A 16778-nucleotide genomic window follows, 5' to 3' on the forward strand; every position below is an offset into this window, starting at 1 on the left:
ATGATCAGGCCAAGACTTCAATCAGGAGTCGACCTGTGACCTCATCTCTGGCCTGGCTGGACACGTCTCCCGACGAACAGCGCCGGGTGCGCGAGATGCTGCACCTGTTCATGCAGCCGGAGAGCCGTGACGAGTTGGGCATCGGGCAGATCCGGGACGCGTTCAGTGATGCCCTCTTTCCTGGCACCTCGACGCTGCAGACGCGCGCCAAGTACTTCCTCCTCGTGCCCTGGGCGTACCTCGACGCCGAGGGCAAGGGCTGGTCACCGGAACGGGTCCGCAGCCACGCGCATGCCGTCCAGAAACGACTGGTTCCCGCCATCGAGAGCAGCGGCGACGCGCTCGGGTTGATCGGGGTGAGGGCACGCGACGCGGTCAGCCAGCTGCCGTCAGACGTGTACTGGAACGGGTTGGCGACGTTCGGCATTCTGCGCAGCCGCGGCCCGGCGGGCCAAGTTTCCTCCCCCGCCAGCGTCGATCACGAGGCCGACGAACTCCACCAACGGACGCTCAGTCCGTGGCACCCCACCATTCCGCCCGCGCCAACGGGTTTCCCCAACGCGCCACTGCCGGACGGGCTCGCCCTGACGCCCGCGGAGGCGTCCTGGCTGCGCGAACGCATCCTTGAGTCGGCGCCCGGGACCCTGCTGACCCACCTGATCGCCACCGATCGAGCGCCGGACGGCGACAGCGCGACACCATGGCATGACAGCGTCTGCCAGACGGTCGACGGCCCGGCCCGGGGCATCCTGCTCCACGCCCAACGGTTCAGCCTCGCCATGGAGGGCGCCTCCCGGCTGTACAACCTGCTCGTCGGCGAGGCGTATGAAGCCGCGGGGTTCGACCGGGTGGAGTCGCCGGTCGAGAAGCAGTCAACCGCCTACCAGGGCTGGGTGGAGGCCAGCGGCGCGGACGCGCACGCGCTCCGGTCGTGGGACCTCGACGACTTCTGGGAGCTGGCGCTCCGGCTCAACGGCCGCATCTCGCATCGCACACGCTTCTTCGTGACCGACTGGGTGACCAGCATCCAGCGGGGCGCACACCGCACCGCGCTCACCGACGAGCTTCTGCGCTCCATGGTGGCGAACCGCGAACGCAGCTTGAAGAAGACGCAATCGCGGCTCACCAACGCCAAATTGCTCGGCCAGTGGACCGGCGCGGCGGGGCTGGGCCGGCTCACCTACCGCTGGACGACCGTGCGCCGCATCGTCACAGACGTTCACGACGGGATGCATCGTGCTGGAACCTGACAGCAGGGTCGTGCTGCTCGACCAGCTCCGGCCCCCCGATGGGTTCATCCTCGACAGCGCCGTGGCCACCACGTTCACCCTGGACCTGACCACGGCCCTGGTGCCTCCCCTGGCGTTCGCCTCCTTCCAGATGCGCGGCGCCACCCCCGATCCGGTCACGGCGCTCGAAGCCGTGCGCTCCTGCGCCGAGCGCGTCAGTGTCTTCTGCCAGGCCGGTCAGATCTCCGTCCCGGGCCAGGCGTCCGATCTGATGGCGTTCCTGGAGAAGATGGTGCACGCGGTGCGGCGGCCACGGCCGGGCTTCCTCTTCCATCCCAAACTTTGGCTGGTGCGCTACACCGCCGACCGCCAGGCCGACCGGTTTCGCCTGCTGTGTTCGACGCGCAATCTCGTCGACAGCGCCGCCTGGGATGCCGTCGTGACGCTCGAAGGCGCCGCCACCACCGAACGGCAGCCGATCGACGCGCCGTTGACCACGCTGCTGCGCAACCTCCCGGAGCTGGCCGTGAGCCCTCTTCCGCCGGACCGACTGCGGCGCATTCACGATCTCGCCGATCGGTGTGATCGGGTCACGTGGCAAAGCCCGGAGGGCACGACCCTCGAGGCCTTCCACGCCTGGGGCGTCCCTGGTGTGACAGGCGCGCCGGACTACACCGGAAGCAGGCGCCTGGTTGTCTCCCCCTTCCTCAACGAGGACGGGCTGGCTCTCCTGGCGCCACGGCGAGGTGACCTGCTCGTCTCGCGCGCGGACGAGTTCGAACGCCTGGGCCCTGCGGCCCTCGCGCGTTTCGTGAAGGACAACAAGCCCACCACCTTCGTGCTCGACGCAGCCACGGTCGTCCCAACCGGGGTGTCCGATGGTCCCGGCCCTGCTGACGAAAAGGAGCCAGGGGATTCTGCGGATGGCCTCCAGCGGGCAGGCCTCCACGCGAAGATCACCCTCGTGGAGCGCAACTATCGCGTCCACATTCTCGTGGGGTCACCCAACGCCACGTCGGCCGCCCACGGTGGCAACGTCGAGTTCGCCGTCGAACTCAAGGGTTCTCGCGCCACTCACGGCATCGATCAGTTCGTCGGTGAGAATGCGTCGCTGGTGAGGTCCGGGTTCCTCGTGCCCTATGCCGCCACCGGCGGGGCACAGCCCGACCCAGAGGAGGATGCTCGCCACGCGCTGGAGAGTGCACTGCGGCAGGTGGCGTCCGAGCCGTTCATCCTCACCGTTCACCCAAGTGGCGACGGGTTCGACCTCACCGTGACGGCGGCGCACCCACCCGCCGTGGCCCCCGGCCTGCGGCTGGACGCGTCGCTGCTCACCCGCCCCGGCAACGTGCTCGCCCTGGACGCCAGACGCGCCGCGGGAAACACCTTCCGTGGCCTCCCCCTGGCGGACATCACGGCGTTCCTCGTCCTGACCTTGGCCGACGCGTCCGGGCTCTCGGTCGGCTCGGTGGTCCAGTGCCGGCTCCTGAACGATCCCCCCGACCGGTTGGACGCCGTGCTCGCCCGGCAGGTCAACACCCCCGAGAAGTTCCTGCGCTTCCTGGCCCTGCTGTTGGGCCTCACCGATCTGGACACGCTCCTGGGCTGCGGAGAAGGCCCCGGCGACGGTTCCGCCTTCGCGTGGTCGGACGCCTCCGCCGGCGTCCCGCTCCTGGAGCTTCTGCTCCGCGCCGTGGCCGGACGCCGCGAGAACCTTCACACCCTTCGCGGGCTCGTGGACCGGCTGCTGGCCACCGAGCAGGGCCGGTCGACCCTGCCGGAGGGCTTCGAGGATCTCTGGCGCACCATCGACACGGCTCTGCTTCTCCTGCCGGAGGACGCCGAGTGAACCACCGCGACGAATTCAGCGCCGAGGACGTGATACGCACGCTCACGCCCTTCCAACGCAACACCGTCGAGCACGTCATGGACCGGTTCTTCGGAACGGACCATGCCGACCGGTTCCTCGTGGCGGACGAGACGGGGCTGGGCAAGACCATCGTCGCCCGGGGCGTCATCGCCCGCACGATCGAACACCTGCAGCACGACGACGCCGTGGATCGCATCGACATCGTGTACGTCTGCTCCAACACCGACCTGGCGCAACAGAACCTGCGCAAGCTCAATGTGACCGGCGAGGCCCACCACGGCATCGCCAGCCGCCTGACGCTGCTCGCGAAGCACGCTCGCCACTTCACGCCCGAGGGAGGGGGGCAGTTCACCAAGCCCGTCAACCTGGTCTCGTTCACCCCGGGCACCTCCTTCGAGTCCGGCTGGCGCACCGGCCTGGCGGAGGAGCGCGCGATGCTGTATCTCCTGCTCGAGCGGAGACTTCGGCTCAGCACCCACCCCGAGCGCGACCGGACGGTGCTGGAGGTGCTGCGTCAGGGCGTCGGCTCGGCGGACCGCTTCCGCGACGAGTACGTTCGGCCGTTGCAGCGTGACCTCGCGGGGAGGATCGACCCGACGATCACTGCCGCCTTCCTGACCGCGATCGAACTCCCGGGCGCGAACGGCGGCGCCAGCCTGCTCGAGCGTTTCAAGCGACTCATCGACCGCCGCCGGAAGGCGAGCGGTGCGGAGACTACCGGTCGCCTCATCGGTGAGCTCCGGGCCACCCTGGCCCGGGAGAGCATCAGGGTGTTGACTCCCGATCTCGTCATTCTCGATGAGTTCCAACGGTTCCGTGACCTGCTCCGTCCCGATTCCGAGGCGGGCGAGTTGGCCCATCACCTCTTCAATTTCCACGAGGGCGGATCCGCCCACGGCGCGAAGGTGCTGCTACTGTCCGCTACGCCCTTCAAGCCGTTCACGTACGCCGAGGAGGCGAGGGTCGGGGAGGATCACCACTCCGACTTCCTCAAGGTGGTGGACTTCCTCTCCAAGGAAGATCCCGCGGTTCGGCACGGCGTCGCGTCCGCGCTCGCGGGCTACAGGGAGGCGCTCCTCACCGGTCATCCGGACGACAGCCTCACCGAGCGCGTCCAGCGCCAGCTCCTCAGGGTGATGGCGCGGACGGAGCGTCCCCGGGCACTGAACGAGGCGATGGCGTCCGAGACGATCACGCCCGCGACCGACCTGCGCGACGACGACGTGCTCGGCTTCGTGGCGATGAGCCGGGTGGCGCGCGCGGTGCAGGCGCCGTTCCAGGTCGAGTACTGGAAGTCGGCCCCCTATTTCGTGAACTTCATGGACGGGTACAAGCTCGCCCAGCGGGTGCGCGACGCCCTCGCCGACGATGTGACCCGGGCTGGGCTGGCACCGCTGCTCGCGTCCACCCAGCGGCTCGATTGGGACGCCCTCGAGCGATATGAACCACTCGACATGGGCAACGCCCGCCTGCGCCGCCTCGCTGAGGAGACGGTGGGCCAGGGCTGGTGGAAGCTGCTGTGGGTGCCACCGAGCCTGCCCTACCTCGTCCCGGACGGCCCCTACGCCGATCCGAACACCGCGGGGCTGACCAAGCGGTTGATCTTCTCCTCCTGGACGGCGACGCCCACCGCGGTCGCCGCCCTCCTCAGTTACGAGGCGGATCGACTGACGTCCGGTGACGCGTTCACGAATCGGACGTCCGATGAGCGGGAAACCGAGCGCCGGAGCCGGCGCACCCGGCTCGCGCACCGTATCGATCAGACCCGGGATCGCCCCGCCACCATGGCGACCTTGGCGCTCTTCTGGCCCATGCCCGGCCTGGCCGCTCTGGCGGATCCACTGGAGGCTCGGCGGCGTGCGGACGGCCCGGCCGATCCGGAACAGATCGTGAGCGACCTGGCCGACCGCCTCCTCGCGGATGGGTCCGAACCCCCGGCGGACGAACGCCCCGCCGTCGCGTCCCACTGGTTCGAGGCTTTCCGTCGACCGGACAGCATCCCGACTGGACTGCGTCCGGCGGACGCGGCCCTCGCCCTGGCCGGAGCAACGGAGGATGAGATCGCTGCGGCGACGACCGGGGACGAGGGTGTGCCCGCCCCCAACATTCTCTCCCGCCACATCGAGGAGGCGTACCTGGCCCACGGTCGGGCCCAGGATCGCTTCGTCACCCGTGACGTTGCCGAGCAGGTGGCCGAAGTGGCGGCACATTCCCCGGCGAACATTGCCTACCGCGCCCTCGCCCGAGTGAGCGACGGCCAGGACGGCGTGACGCCGGTGGGCCTATGGACCGCAGCCGCGCAGCTCGGGTCGGGCCTGCGTTCACTTTTCGCACGCCCCGAGACCACGCTGCTGCTCGACCAGCTCTATCCGGACTTGGTCTACTGGCAGGTCGTGTTGAGGTACTGCGCCGCCGGCAATCTGCAGGCGGTGTTGGACGAGTACGTGCATCACCTCGCCGTGAATCTGGGCGCCACTGAACTGGACGACGACGGCTTGCTCCACCTCGCCCGGGCTGCCTCCGAAGCGATGACCGTCCGTCCCGCCCGGTATGAGGCTTTTGATCCCGACTCTCCCGACACGAGGCGCGCGATCATGGCCCGGTTCGCGCTCCGCTACGGCGGACGCCGTACCAGCGACGACGGTGTCAGACTGCCGCAGGTGCGGCAGGCGTTCAACAGCCCGTTCTGGCCGTTCGTGCTCGCCACCACGAGCGTGGGTCAAGAAGGGATCGACTTCCACTGGTGGTGCCATGCGATCCTGCACTGGAACACTCCGGCCAGCCCCGTCGACTTCGAGCAGCGGGAGGGCCGTATCGACCGTTACGACGGGCACGCCGTCCGCAAGAACATCGCCCGCCAGCACGAGGGTGCGATCTTCCGCAGCGACGCACGCAACCCGTGGCAGGCCGCCTACGAGATCGCCGTCACGAACCTGCCGGCCGAGGCTGATTGGGTGGGTGACTTCGCTCCCCACTGGGTGTACCCCGGTCAAGCGCGTATCGAGCGGCACGTCACGCCGTTCCCCCTGAGTCAGGACGTCACCCGCCTGGCGGACATCAAGCGGGACGTGGCCCTGTACCGGCTCACCTTCGGCCAGCCTCGGCAGGAAGACATGATCGAAATCCTGAAGCTCCGCTTCGGTGAAGCGAACCGAGCCACGCTGGAAAGCATGCGCTTGGATCTGGCTGCTCCACCCCGCCCAGCTGACTCTGCCAACCTTTCAAGGGAAGGCGGCCCCCGAGCGGGACCTCACCAAGCGTGAGGGCCGCACGGTGATGTACCGCTCCCCCTGAAATCTCCGGCATCGGAGGGAAACCCTCGACACTCAACCATCGCGCCACAAGCACCGACGTCCAGGGTCATTGACGTGCGCTCCGGGGGCTCGCTACAGATGGACTGCCCTCGCACCCCCGCCCAGCTTCGGAAGAGGTTCCCATGGTTCTGCGGCTCTTCAACCTTGAGGTGGGGGTGAGCGCGACACGCCCGAGCGCGGGGTGATGGTGGTTGGGGGTCGAGGCCTTCAGGATCGGAAGCGTCTCTTCAACCTGACCGGAAGGCCTCGACGTGTCCGAGCCTACGGGGTGCTGCTGCGCTGCCACGACCCCTTCGTACTGTGACCACTGCGACCTGCTGGTCGGCCTGGACGGCTTGCACGTTGTCGACGTCGACAAGGTCCACGACGTGCTGGTGGTGACGATGGAGTCGGCGTCCACGGTGGTGGGTTGCCCGTCGTGTGGGGTAGTCGCTGAGAGTCGCGGCCGACGCACGACCACGCTGGTGGACATCCCGTGTTTCGCCCGGCCGACCCGGCTGCGGTGGCGCAAACGCACGTGGCGGTGCCTGGAGCCGGCGTGCCCGACCAGGGTGTTCACCGAGCAGGACGAGCAGATAGCCCGCCCGCGCGGGCTGTTGACCACCCGGGCGTGCCGGTGGGTGATCGAGCAGGTCCGCCGCGAGCACGCCTCCATCCACGGACTCGCGCGGCAGCTGGGGGTGGCGTGGAAGACGGTATGGGGCTCGATCCAACCCATCCTGGCGACGCTGGCCGACGACGAGGCCCGGTTCGCCGGCGTGACCACCCTCGGGGTGGACGAACACCTGTGGCACCACGTGAGTCCCCGCAAGCGCGGCCCGAAGGAGCTCACCGGCATGGTCGACCTGACCCGTGACAAGGACGGACGCGTCCGAGCCCGGCTGCTCGACCTCGTACCCGGCCGCTCCGGGACCGTGTACAAGACATGGCTCGACCAACGCGGCACGGCGTTCAAGGCTGGGGTCGAGGTCGCCACCCTGGACCCGTTCCACGGCTACAAGAACGCCATCGACGACAAACTCGCCGACGCCACCGCTGTCCTGGATGCTTTCCATGTGGTCGCCCTCGCCGGCCGGGCGGTCGATGAGGTTCGCCGCCGCGTGCAGCAGGAGATCCACGGTCACCGTGGCCGTTCCGGCGACCCCTTGTACGGGATCCGGAACATCCTGCGCTGCGCGGCCGAGCGGCTCACCGAGAAGCAACAGGCCCGCCTGGCCGCTGCCATCGCCGCCGACGAGCGCCACGACGCCGTCCACATCGCCTGGCAGTGCGCCCAACGTGTTCGCGCCGCGTACGCCCACCCCGACCCCGCTCGAGGCCGCCAACTCGCTGAACAGGTCGTCGCCAGCTTCCCCACGTGTCCCATCCCCGAGATCGCCAAGCTGGGCCGCACCCTCAAGCAGTGGAGGGACGCCTTCCTGGCCTACTTCGACACCGGCCGCGCCAGCAACGGCGGCACCGAGAGCATCAACGGGCTCATCGAACTCCACCGCCGCATCGCCCGCGGCTTCCGCAACCGAGACAACTACCGGCTACGCATGCTCCTCATCGGCGGCGGACTCACCCCGCCACCCCCACCGGAAGTGTGAAGAGCCGGTTCTGCAGGTTACCGATCCCGCCCGCCGCCGCTATGCGACCGCAGCCCTCGTCGGCGTCATCGCCGGTGCGATCGGCGCGATCGTGAAGTTCGGCTGGGAGGTCCCGTTCCCGCCGCGCACCCCCGAGCGCAACGCCACCAATCCTCCCCAGCAGTTGCTCGAGCAGCTCGGCGTCCCGTTCGACATCACGCACCTCACGTACACCTACTCGGGCAACGAGCTGCCGATCATCAGCTTCATCGTGCACTTCGCCTTCTCGATTGGCGTGATGGTGTTCTACGCGGTCGTCGCCGAGAAGTGGCCCCAGATCAAGTTGTGGCAGGGCGCCGTCTTCGGTTTTGTCGTCTACGTCGCCTTCCACATCGTGATCATGCCTGCGTTCGGGACGGTGCCCGCGCCCTGGGACCAGCCGTTCGAGGAGCACTTCTCCGAGCTTTTCGGCCACGTCGTGTGGCTCTGGATCATGGAGCTGTGCCGCCGTGACCTGCGCAACCGGTTCACCCATGAGCCGGACGCCGAGGTGCCCCTCTCGGTGCCGGACGCCGCCCGCTGACCCTGGTGACCGCCGGGCACTGGTTGAGGTCAGACGCCCCCCTGTGCCCTCGGCCCAGTCACCGTTTGCCCCCGCTCACTGCCCGTGACGCCTTAGCGTTGAGCTATGAGCCCACGCGATGATCTCTGCGCCCGGGTGCGCGACGCGCTGCCAGCTGGGCGTACCGTCCGGGAGGTGGCCATGTTTGGCGGCCGCGCCTTCATGGTGGACGAGGCCATGGTCGTCTCCGTCGGGAGAGACGGGGACCTGCTCGTCCGCATTGATCCCGAGCGGCACGAGGAACTCCTCACCCGGCCCGGTGCGCACCCGGCGGTGATGGGGGCGTCCGAACAGCCCATGGGGCCGGGCTGGCTGCGGATTGATGCCGACGGTGTGGCCCGGGACGCCGACCTCCATGGGTGGATCGAGATCGCCCTCGACCATCGGGACGGCGCCGCATGAGCCCGCGTCCGCCCGTGCTGCCCGCCGACCTGCCCTCGGGCCTCTTCATCGGCGGCACGTGGCGCGACGGCGCGCGCGGCACCATCGCCGTCGACAACCCGGCCACGGGCGAGACCATCGCCCACGTCGCGGATGGCGGCGTCGACGACGGCCTCGCCGCCCTGGAGGCGGCCGCCGCGGCAGCGTCCGCATGGGCCCGGACGCCGCCGCGCGAGCGAGCCGAGATCCTGCGGCGCGCCTTCGACCTGGTGACCACTCGCGCCGACGACCTTGCCACCGTGATGACGCTGGAGATGGGCAAACCGCTCGCCCAGGCCCAAGGAGAGGTCACGTACGGCGCTGAATTCTTGCGCTGGTTCTCCGAGCAGGCGGCGCACATCAGCGGGTCCTATCGGCCCTCGCCCGAGGGGTCGTTGCGCCAGCTGGTGGTCAGGCGTCCGGTGGGGCCCTGCCTGCTCATCACCCCGTGGAACTTCCCGCTCGCCATGGCGACGCGCAAGGTGGCCCCGGCGCTCGCGTCCGGGTGCACCGTGGTGCTGCGGCCGGCGTCCCTCACCCCGCTGACCTCGCTGCTGTTCGTGAAGATTCTCACCGACGCCGGCGTCCCGGACGGCGTGGTCAACGTCATCACCAGCTCCCGCCACGACGTGACCGACGCGATCATCGCCGACCCGCGGCTGCGCAAGCTGTCCTTCACCGGCTCGACCGCGGTGGGCCAGCAACTGCTCCGTCAGGCCGCTGACAACGTGCTGAAGTGCTCCATGGAGCTCGGGGGCAACGCACCGCTGCTGGTGTTCGAGGACGCCGACCTCGACGTCGCCGTCGAGGGCGCCATGGTGGCCAAGCTCCGCAACATGGGTGAGGCCTGCACCGCGGCCAACCGGTTCATCGTGCACGCGGACGTCGCGGACGCCTTCGCCGCCGGCCTCGCCGAACGATTCTCGAACCAGCGCCTGGGTGACGGGTTGGACGCCGGCGTGGACGTGGGGCCCCTGATCACGGAAACCGCTAGCGACGGGGTGCACGCGCTCGTGACGCGCGCGGTCGCGGACGGCGCCCGGGTGGTCACCGGCGGCGAACCGCTGGAGGGGCCGGGCTGGTTCTACCCACCCACCGTGCTCACCGGGGTCTCCCACGACGCCGAGATCTTGAGCGAGGAAATCTTCGGCCCCGTCGCACCGATCACGACGTTCACGACCGAGGCGGAGGCCATCGAGCTGGCCAATGACACCCCCATCGGCCTCGCCGGCTACGTGTTCACCCGCGACCTCGACCGGATCCTGCGGCTCAGCGAAAGTCTCGAGGTCGGCATGATTGGCGCCAACACGGGGCTCATCTCGAATGCCGCCGCGCCGTTCGGCGGTGTGAAGCACTCCGGTCTCGGCCGCGAAGGAGGCGATCACGGTCTGGATGAGTTCACCGAGGAGGTCTACGTCGCCCTCCCCGACCCTCACCACCCCGCGGTGTCATCCCGTAACTGAGGCGTGATCACCCGGCACCGACAGCGCTTGCGTCACTCTGGCGCCACCGCATCGATGACTGGTTGCCTCAGGACGGTGCGCAGCTTCTCGGGCGCGACGCGGCGGGGGTCGGAGAGGTAGATCTCGTGGTGCGGCCCGTTCCAGGTGACGCCCAGCGCCGGCATGACCTCGTGATGCAGCCGCGCCAGGGTCGGCCCCTCGTCGTCGTAGCTGCCCACGTGCATGATCTGCAGGCTGCGTCCCTCGGCGATGACCCGCGGCTCCACCTCCCCCACCGGTAGCTCGGACTTTCGCTGGGCTGCGTGCGTGATCCCGGCGTTGGCGTCCACGCTGCTCACCGCGTCAGGCAGGGCAATCAGCAGGGTCCAGTCCCAGGCGCTCTTCTCCCGGCGGACGAACGTTTCCGGGTCCGAGCTCGTCCACAGCGCCTCCAGCGGACCGACGACGAAGTCGTCCCCCGTGCGCTCCTTGAACGCGGCCCGGACGCCGTACCCCGCGGTGTAGAGCGCGCCGACGGCGTCCGCGTACGTGGAGGAGGTGTTCGGGTCGCCGTGACCGTCAATAGCCAGATAGGTGACACTCGGCACATCCACCTCAACGAAGTCGGCGGTAGGCGGAGCGTAGAGGTCCTTGCGCTCCTTCTTCAGGTCGATTCTCACGAGACTCCTCAGGTGCGTCGGCGCTCGCCGGGGAGCCTACGCTGAACCGGTGCCCCCCGAACCTTCGCGTCACCCCGGCATGAGCGCGACGGTGCACGACGGGGGCGTGACGTTCCGCGTGTAGGCGCCGTAGATCATCTCGTTGCGCTCAGCCGACAAGGTGGTCACGCGCGCATGTGTGTCTCGACTGATGCGGATGGCTGTCGACTCGGCCAGGGCCGCACGGTACTTGTAGATGTATCCGTCTACAAGAGGCGCCAGTGATGGCACACTCGCCGTGGGCACGATCAGACGAAAGGCGGCGACGCATGGGGTCGTTGGCTGATGAGGTCCTCCCCCTGGTGCGGACGAGGGCCGGATTGCACCGTTGGGGCGCAGCCAACAGCTACGGCTACAGCGCCCATGAAGCGGTCGCTCGCCTGAGCGAAGCAGCCCAGACCCAGCCAGCTGCCGAGGTCTTGGCCGTCACCCAGCGCGCCCTGGTAAGCGCCTTGAAAGCCAGCGCTCGCGCAGACGACTCCAGCGGCATCATTGGCGCCGCGATCTACGACCTCCTGGCCCTCCACGCCGCTCTCGCCACCACTGCTCCTCCCCCGGCAGCCCGTCTCGTGGCCTGGATGATCGCCTTCCAGTTCGACGGTGTCGTCGACTTCTTCACCCTCGACCCTGCGGCCTACGGGCCTGCGCTGGGGGATCGCGGAATGGCCTTGTACCGCGCCAACCTCGCCGAGATCGCAACAGCGCTCGGTCCACCACCCACACCTGAGGAGGAGCAGGCCTCCATGCTGGAGCGTGCGACCGACCCCTCGGGCTGGGAACAGCAGGTGCAGGATCGGCACACAGGCTTCGTCCTGGAATGGAACGTCCGCCGCTTGGCCGTTTGGGATCGTGACATCGAGGCGATCATCGCCACCCACGCCCGTGACCGGAGGGTCGCCGCCTGGTTCGAGGACACCGCCACGGCATTCGACGAGATCGGCGAGATCGACCTGGCCATCGACTGGGCCCGACAGGCAACCTTCTTCGACCGCGGCCACCAGTCCGTGAAGGCCGCCCAGCTCTGGTGCCGTCTTCTGGCCGACCACCGGCCGGGCAAGGAACTCGCAGCCCGGCTGGCGGTGGTCGAACGCTGGCCCACCGCGACCCACGCCGACGACGTCCGCCATGCCGCCCGAGACGCGTGGCCTGACCACCGCGACTGCGTCATGGATACGCTGCGACAGCGGCCGGGAGAAGCCGTAGCGTTCGCCCTGCACACTCTGGACGACGCCCAGCTGGCCTGGGACCTCGCCCACGACCTCGACCTCGACTACAGCGAGACCGGTGTGTGGCACACCTTGGCCCATCGCTACGAGAAACTCGATCCGGTCGCCGTCGTCCCCGTTCAGACGCGTCAGATCTTGGCGCACCTGGAATACGCAGACGCGCAGCACTACCGTGCCGCCGCACGCGGCTTGGCCCACCTGCGCACCCTCACCCGCGGCACCAACGAGGCCGAGAACATTGAAGCGCTCATCCGCGAACTGCGCGAAACTCACCGGCGGCGCCCGCGGCTGCAGCAAGAGTTCACCCGGGCCGGTCTCCCCTGACGAGTTGCCCCAGGCTCCCCCGGCAAGGCGTGAAGGGACCCCCTGCTCCCCATGTGGACCCGAGATTGTGGCGCCATGGCGCCATTTCCGGCTCTTCAACCTTGAGGTGGGGGTGAGCGCGACACGCCCGAGCGCGGGGTGATGGTGGTTGGGGGTCGAGGCCTTCAGGATCGGAAGCGTCTCTTCAACCTGACCGGAAGGCCTCGACGTGTCCGAGCCTACGGGGTGCTGCTGCGCTGCCACGACCCCTTCGTACTGTGACCATTGCGACCTGCTGGTCGGCCTGGACGGCTTGCACGTTGTCGACGTCGACAAGGTCCACGACGTGCTGGTGGTGACGATGGAGTCGGCGTCCACGGTGGTGGGTTGCCCGTCGTGTGGGGTAGTCGCTGAGAGTCGCGGCCGACGCACGACCACGCTGGTGGACATCCCGTGTTTCGCCCGGCCGACCCGGCTGCGGTGGCGCAAACGCACGTGGCGGTGCCTGGAGCCGGCGTGCCCGACCAGGGTGTTCACCGAGCAGGACGAGCAGATAGCCCGCCCGCGCGGGCTGTTGACCACCCGGGCGTGCCGGTGGGTGATCGAGCAGGTCCGCCGCGAGCACGCCTCCATCCACGGACTCGCGCGGCAGCTGGGGGTGGCGTGGAAGACGGTATGGGGCTCGATCCAACCCATCCTGGCGACGCTGGCCGACGACGAGGCCCGGTTCGCCGGCGTGACCACCCTCGGGGTGGACGAACACCTGTGGCACCACGTGAGTCCCCGCAAGCGCGGCCCGAAGGAGCTCACCGGCATGGTCGACCTGACCCGTGACAAGGACGGACGCGTCCGAGCCCGGCTGCTCGACCTCGTACCCGGCCGCTCCGGGACCGTGTACAAGACATGGCTCGACCAACGCGGCACGGCGTTCAAGGCTGGGGTCGAGGTCGCCACCCTGGACCCGTTCCACGGCTACAAGAACGCCATCGACGACAAACTCGCCGACGCCACCGCTGTCCTGGATGCTTTCCATGTGGTCGCCCTGGCCGGCCGGGCGGTCGATGAGGTTCGCCGCCGCGTGCAGCAGGAGATCCACGGTCACCGTGGCCGTTCCGGCGACCCCTTGTACGGGATCCGGAACATCCTGCGCTGCGCGGCCGAGCGGCTCACCGAGAAGCAACAGGCCCGCCTGGCCGCTGCCATCGCCGCCGACGAGCGCCACGACGCCGTCCACATCGCCTGGCAGTGCGCCCAACGTGTTCGCGCCGCGTACGCCCACCCCGACCCCGCTCGAGGCCGCCAACTCGCTGAACAGGTCGTCGCCAGCTTCCCCACGTGTCCCATCCCCGAGATCGCCAAGCTGGGCCGCACCCTCAAGCAGTGGAGGGACGCCTTCCTGGCCTACTTCGACACCGGCCGCGCCAGCAACGGCGGCACCGAGAGCATCAACGGGCTCATCGAACTCCACCGCCGCATCGCCCGCGGCTTCCGCAACCGAGACAACTACCGGCTACGCATGCTCCTCATCGGCGGCGGACTCACCCCGCCACCCCCACCGGAAGTGTGAAGAGCCCCATTTCCTCGGGTCCAAACGCCCGGAGGAGGCTCAAGCGCGGACGCGGGCGCGTCCAGCCGCGTGGCGTTGAGGGAGTGTCAGGGTGAGGCTGCCCGCAGCAGACGTCGGACGTGCCTATCGGGCGAGGCCGAGAAACGTCATCAAGGAGCGCTCGAACTCTGCCAGCTGCTCAGCGGTGAGCCGGCCGACTCTGGTCTGCACATTGCTGCGGCGGACGGTGGTGAGCTTGTCGACCATCACGTCGCTGTCATGGGCCAGGCCTGCCAGTTCGCTGCGTGTGATACGCACGCGAAGGAGCGGCGCGTCCGTCAGGGTGGTGGTCAGGGGCGCCACGGTCACCGAGTCGGTTGCGGTGAACAGATCGTCCTGGACGATCAGCGCCGGGCGGGGCTTTGAAGCGTAGACACCACCGGCGACCGTCCAGAGTTCACCGCGGATCACGCATCCTCCCACGGCGCCGACACGGCCTCGATGAACGCTTGGTCGTCACCGGTTCGATCGACCTGGGCCACCAGCGTGGCCTGCCGACGGGCCTCAGCGGCGAACTGTTGCGTGCGCACATCGGGTACCCAGACCTGCACCGGTCGGTACCCGCGCTCCCGCATCCGCCGCCGGTATTCGCTCACCCGCTCTCTCACCGCCATGCATCCAGTGTTTCATGTAACAGTGCGTTCGCACAGTCCATCAGGAAACGTCTTCATCCGGTACATAAGTTGGCCTTATGAGCTTGGTTGTGAAGTACCGAAGCGCCCTACATCAGGAGGAGGTCGCCCGGCTGCGACGGGCGCTGGCATTGCGCGCCCTGGTCGCAGACGGGTCCAGCCAGCGCGAGATCGCCAACTCTCTGGGGATCAGTACGACCAGATCGACACAGGCGGGCCGCAGGGCAGTCGAGAACAGTGTCGCTCGAGGGGGGCCGGATCGTTGAGTTGTCCATAAGTCACCCCGGCCGCGCAATGGTAAAACCCCCTGCCCTAGTGGGAGGGGTTTTGAACGGGTGGGCCTAACTGGACTTGAAATTGACCATTGACCCTAACGGCCTCAATGGCCAACCCGTGACACTTCGGGCCTATCAGGCATCTACTAGGTGTTTCACTGCTCTTCGTCCTAGAATCAGTCAGGTGACGAAGAAGGCGCGCGGCGCCGAATCGGGCCGCGAAGATACACGGAAGATACACAGGACCGGGGAAGAAAGATCGAGCCCGAGCTCCGAGAAGCGCCGCCACGGGCCGGCCAAGGGCACGCGCTTTCGTTCAGTCGGATCGGTTTTGAAGACCGGCAATCGATTCGCCGTGCGCTACACCGGGCCCGATAGGAAACATCATACCGCCGGCATGACCTTCAGCACCGAGGTCCGCGCTCAGACCTGGCTGGGCCAGGAACTGGGCCTCATCGAGCGGGGCGAGTGGACGCCGCCGGCCATCCGCCGCCAGCTCGCCGAGGCCCAAGCGATCACCTTCGACGAGTTCGCCCGGGAATGGATCGACAAGCGACTCGTGCGTGGGCGCCCCCTGAAGGACCGCTCCAAGGAGCACTACCTCGACATCCACCAGCGTTGGTTCGCACCGTTCCACGACCTGCCCCTGACCGCGATCACCACCGCCGACGTGGAGCGCTGGTTCCACTCCCGTCCGGACGCGCCAACCATGCGCACCCACGCCTACTCGCTGCTCAAGGCGATCTTCCGTACCGCCGTGGCACGCAGGCTGGTCACGGAGTCCCCGGTCAGCGTCGAAGGGGCCACCTCCCGCGCCGTCCCCAAGGAGATCAACCTCCTCACCGTTGCCCAAGTCCAGGAACTCGCCGACGCCATGCGCCCCCAGCACCGCCTGATGGTGCTCCTCGCCGCCTGGTGCAGCCTCCGCTTCGGAGAGCTCACCGGCCTACGCCGCCGCGACATCTACCTCAGCGAGGACCTCACCGAGGGCACCATCACCGTCGAACAGGCCGCCGTCACCGTCGCCGGCGAACGCCTGATCACCACACCCAAGTCCCTCGCCGGGCACAGGACCATCTACCTGCCACCCCACCTCATCGAGGACGTTCGGCAGCACCTCGCCACCTACACAGGAAGCGACCCCGACGCGCTGGTGTTCCCCGGCACCGACGGACGGCCACTCAGCCCGGGACAGGTCTACGGCCACGCACCCCGCTTCGACCGTAGGGGAAAGCAGACGCACCCCGGCAACGGCTTCTACAGGGCCCGCCACCAGATCGGACGCCCCGACTTCCGCTTCCACGACCTCCGCCACTTCGCTGCCACCATGGCCGCCATCAGCGGCGCCACCACCAAGGAACTCATGCAGTTCGCCGGCCACAGCGACATCCACGTCGCCATGCGCTACCAAGAAGCCGTCAACGACCGGAAGAAGGACCTTGCCAAACGCATGGCTGCGCTCGCTCAGCCTGCCGTCGAGGAGTGACAGCGCGACGCGCCCCTCGGCTACTGAATTCTCAGCACAAACGTGCAGTGCGCGCCCGCTGGGAGC

Annotated in this window: 13 protein-coding genes; 10 read left to right on the top strand and 3 right to left on the bottom strand. The window is 68.5% G+C overall.

The window, feature by feature from the left end; genetic code table 11:
- Positions 1 to 35 precede the first annotated feature (35 nt).
- The 7 genes from PCC79_RS16420 (at position 36) to PCC79_RS16450 (ending at position 10486) form a co-directional block, all read left to right on the top strand.
- Entirely contained in the window at positions 36 to 1250 is a 1215-nt protein-coding gene (locus tag PCC79_RS16420) for a DUF6361 family protein (protein WP_342372490.1), read from the top strand.
- A complete protein-coding gene (locus PCC79_RS16425) occupies positions 1237 to 3078 on the top strand; it encodes a phospholipase D family protein (RefSeq protein WP_342372491.1) in 1842 nt (613 codons plus the stop codon). Before PCC79_RS16420 ends, PCC79_RS16425 begins: the two co-directional genes overlap by 14 nt.
- Complete coding sequence (locus PCC79_RS16430; RefSeq protein ID WP_342372492.1) at positions 3075 to 6362, top strand: hypothetical protein; 3288 nt, start codon at positions 3075 to 3077, stop codon at positions 6360 to 6362. The genes PCC79_RS16425 and PCC79_RS16430 overlap by 4 nt, the downstream gene beginning before the upstream one ends.
- 386 nt (positions 6363 to 6748) lie before the next feature.
- Complete coding sequence (locus tag PCC79_RS16435; RefSeq protein WP_342372161.1) at positions 6749 to 8002, top strand: ISL3 family transposase; 1254 nt, start codon at positions 6749 to 6751, stop codon at positions 8000 to 8002.
- A gap of 10 nt (positions 8003 to 8012) precedes the next feature.
- Positions 8013 to 8564: a YagU family protein gene (locus PCC79_RS16440; RefSeq protein WP_342373638.1), complete on the top strand. Its 552-nt coding sequence runs from the start codon at positions 8013 to 8015 to the stop codon at positions 8562 to 8564.
- A gap of 105 nt (positions 8565 to 8669) precedes the next feature.
- Complete coding sequence (locus tag PCC79_RS16445; protein WP_342372493.1) at positions 8670 to 9005, top strand: TfoX/Sxy family protein; 336 nt, start codon at positions 8670 to 8672, stop codon at positions 9003 to 9005.
- Positions 9002 to 10486 carry an NAD-dependent succinate-semialdehyde dehydrogenase gene (locus tag PCC79_RS16450; protein WP_342372494.1) on the top strand — a complete coding sequence of 495 codons (1485 nt, stop codon included), beginning with the start codon at positions 9002 to 9004 and terminating at the stop codon, positions 10484 to 10486. Before PCC79_RS16445 ends, PCC79_RS16450 begins: the two co-directional genes overlap by 4 nt.
- A gap of 32 nt (positions 10487 to 10518) precedes the next feature.
- On the opposite strand, the gene PCC79_RS16455 is transcribed toward PCC79_RS16450, so the two are convergent.
- Positions 10519 to 11145, bottom strand: coding sequence for a GyrI-like domain-containing protein (locus PCC79_RS16455; protein WP_342372495.1), 627 nt, complete (start codon positions 11143 to 11145; stop codon positions 10519 to 10521).
- Positions 11146 to 11453: 308 nt separating this feature from the next.
- Here PCC79_RS16455 and PCC79_RS16460 point away from each other — a divergent pair, with 308 nt between their 5' ends.
- Positions 11454 to 12734, top strand: a complete 1281-nt coding sequence (locus tag PCC79_RS16460) for a hypothetical protein (protein ID WP_342372496.1) — start codon at positions 11454 to 11456, stop codon at positions 12732 to 12734.
- A 292-nt stretch (positions 12735 to 13026) separates the two neighbouring features.
- A complete protein-coding gene (locus PCC79_RS16465; protein WP_342372161.1) occupies positions 13027 to 14280 on the top strand; it encodes an ISL3 family transposase in 1254 nt (417 codons plus the stop codon).
- Between the two features lie 123 nt (positions 14281 to 14403).
- On the opposite strand, the gene PCC79_RS16470 is transcribed toward PCC79_RS16465, so the two are convergent.
- Both PCC79_RS16470 and PCC79_RS16475 read right to left on the bottom strand, forming a co-directional pair.
- Complete coding sequence (locus PCC79_RS16470; protein WP_232547003.1) at positions 14404 to 14730, bottom strand: type II toxin-antitoxin system PemK/MazF family toxin; 327 nt, start codon at positions 14728 to 14730, stop codon at positions 14404 to 14406.
- Positions 14727 to 14933: an antitoxin MazE-like protein gene (locus PCC79_RS16475; RefSeq protein WP_232547002.1), complete on the bottom strand. Its 207-nt coding sequence runs from the start codon at positions 14931 to 14933 to the stop codon at positions 14727 to 14729. Before PCC79_RS16475 ends, PCC79_RS16470 begins: the two co-directional genes overlap by 4 nt.
- A gap of 690 nt (positions 14934 to 15623) precedes the next feature.
- Between PCC79_RS16475 and PCC79_RS16480 the strand changes: the two genes are divergently transcribed.
- Positions 15624 to 16712, top strand: coding sequence for a site-specific integrase (locus PCC79_RS16480; RefSeq protein ID WP_342372497.1), 1089 nt, complete (start codon positions 15624 to 15626; stop codon positions 16710 to 16712).
- Positions 16713 to 16778 lie beyond the last annotated feature (66 nt).

Source organism: Propioniciclava soli, assembly GCF_038502305.1.
Taxonomy (GTDB): Bacteria; Actinomycetota; Actinomycetes; order Propionibacteriales; family Propionibacteriaceae; genus Propioniciclava; species Propioniciclava soli.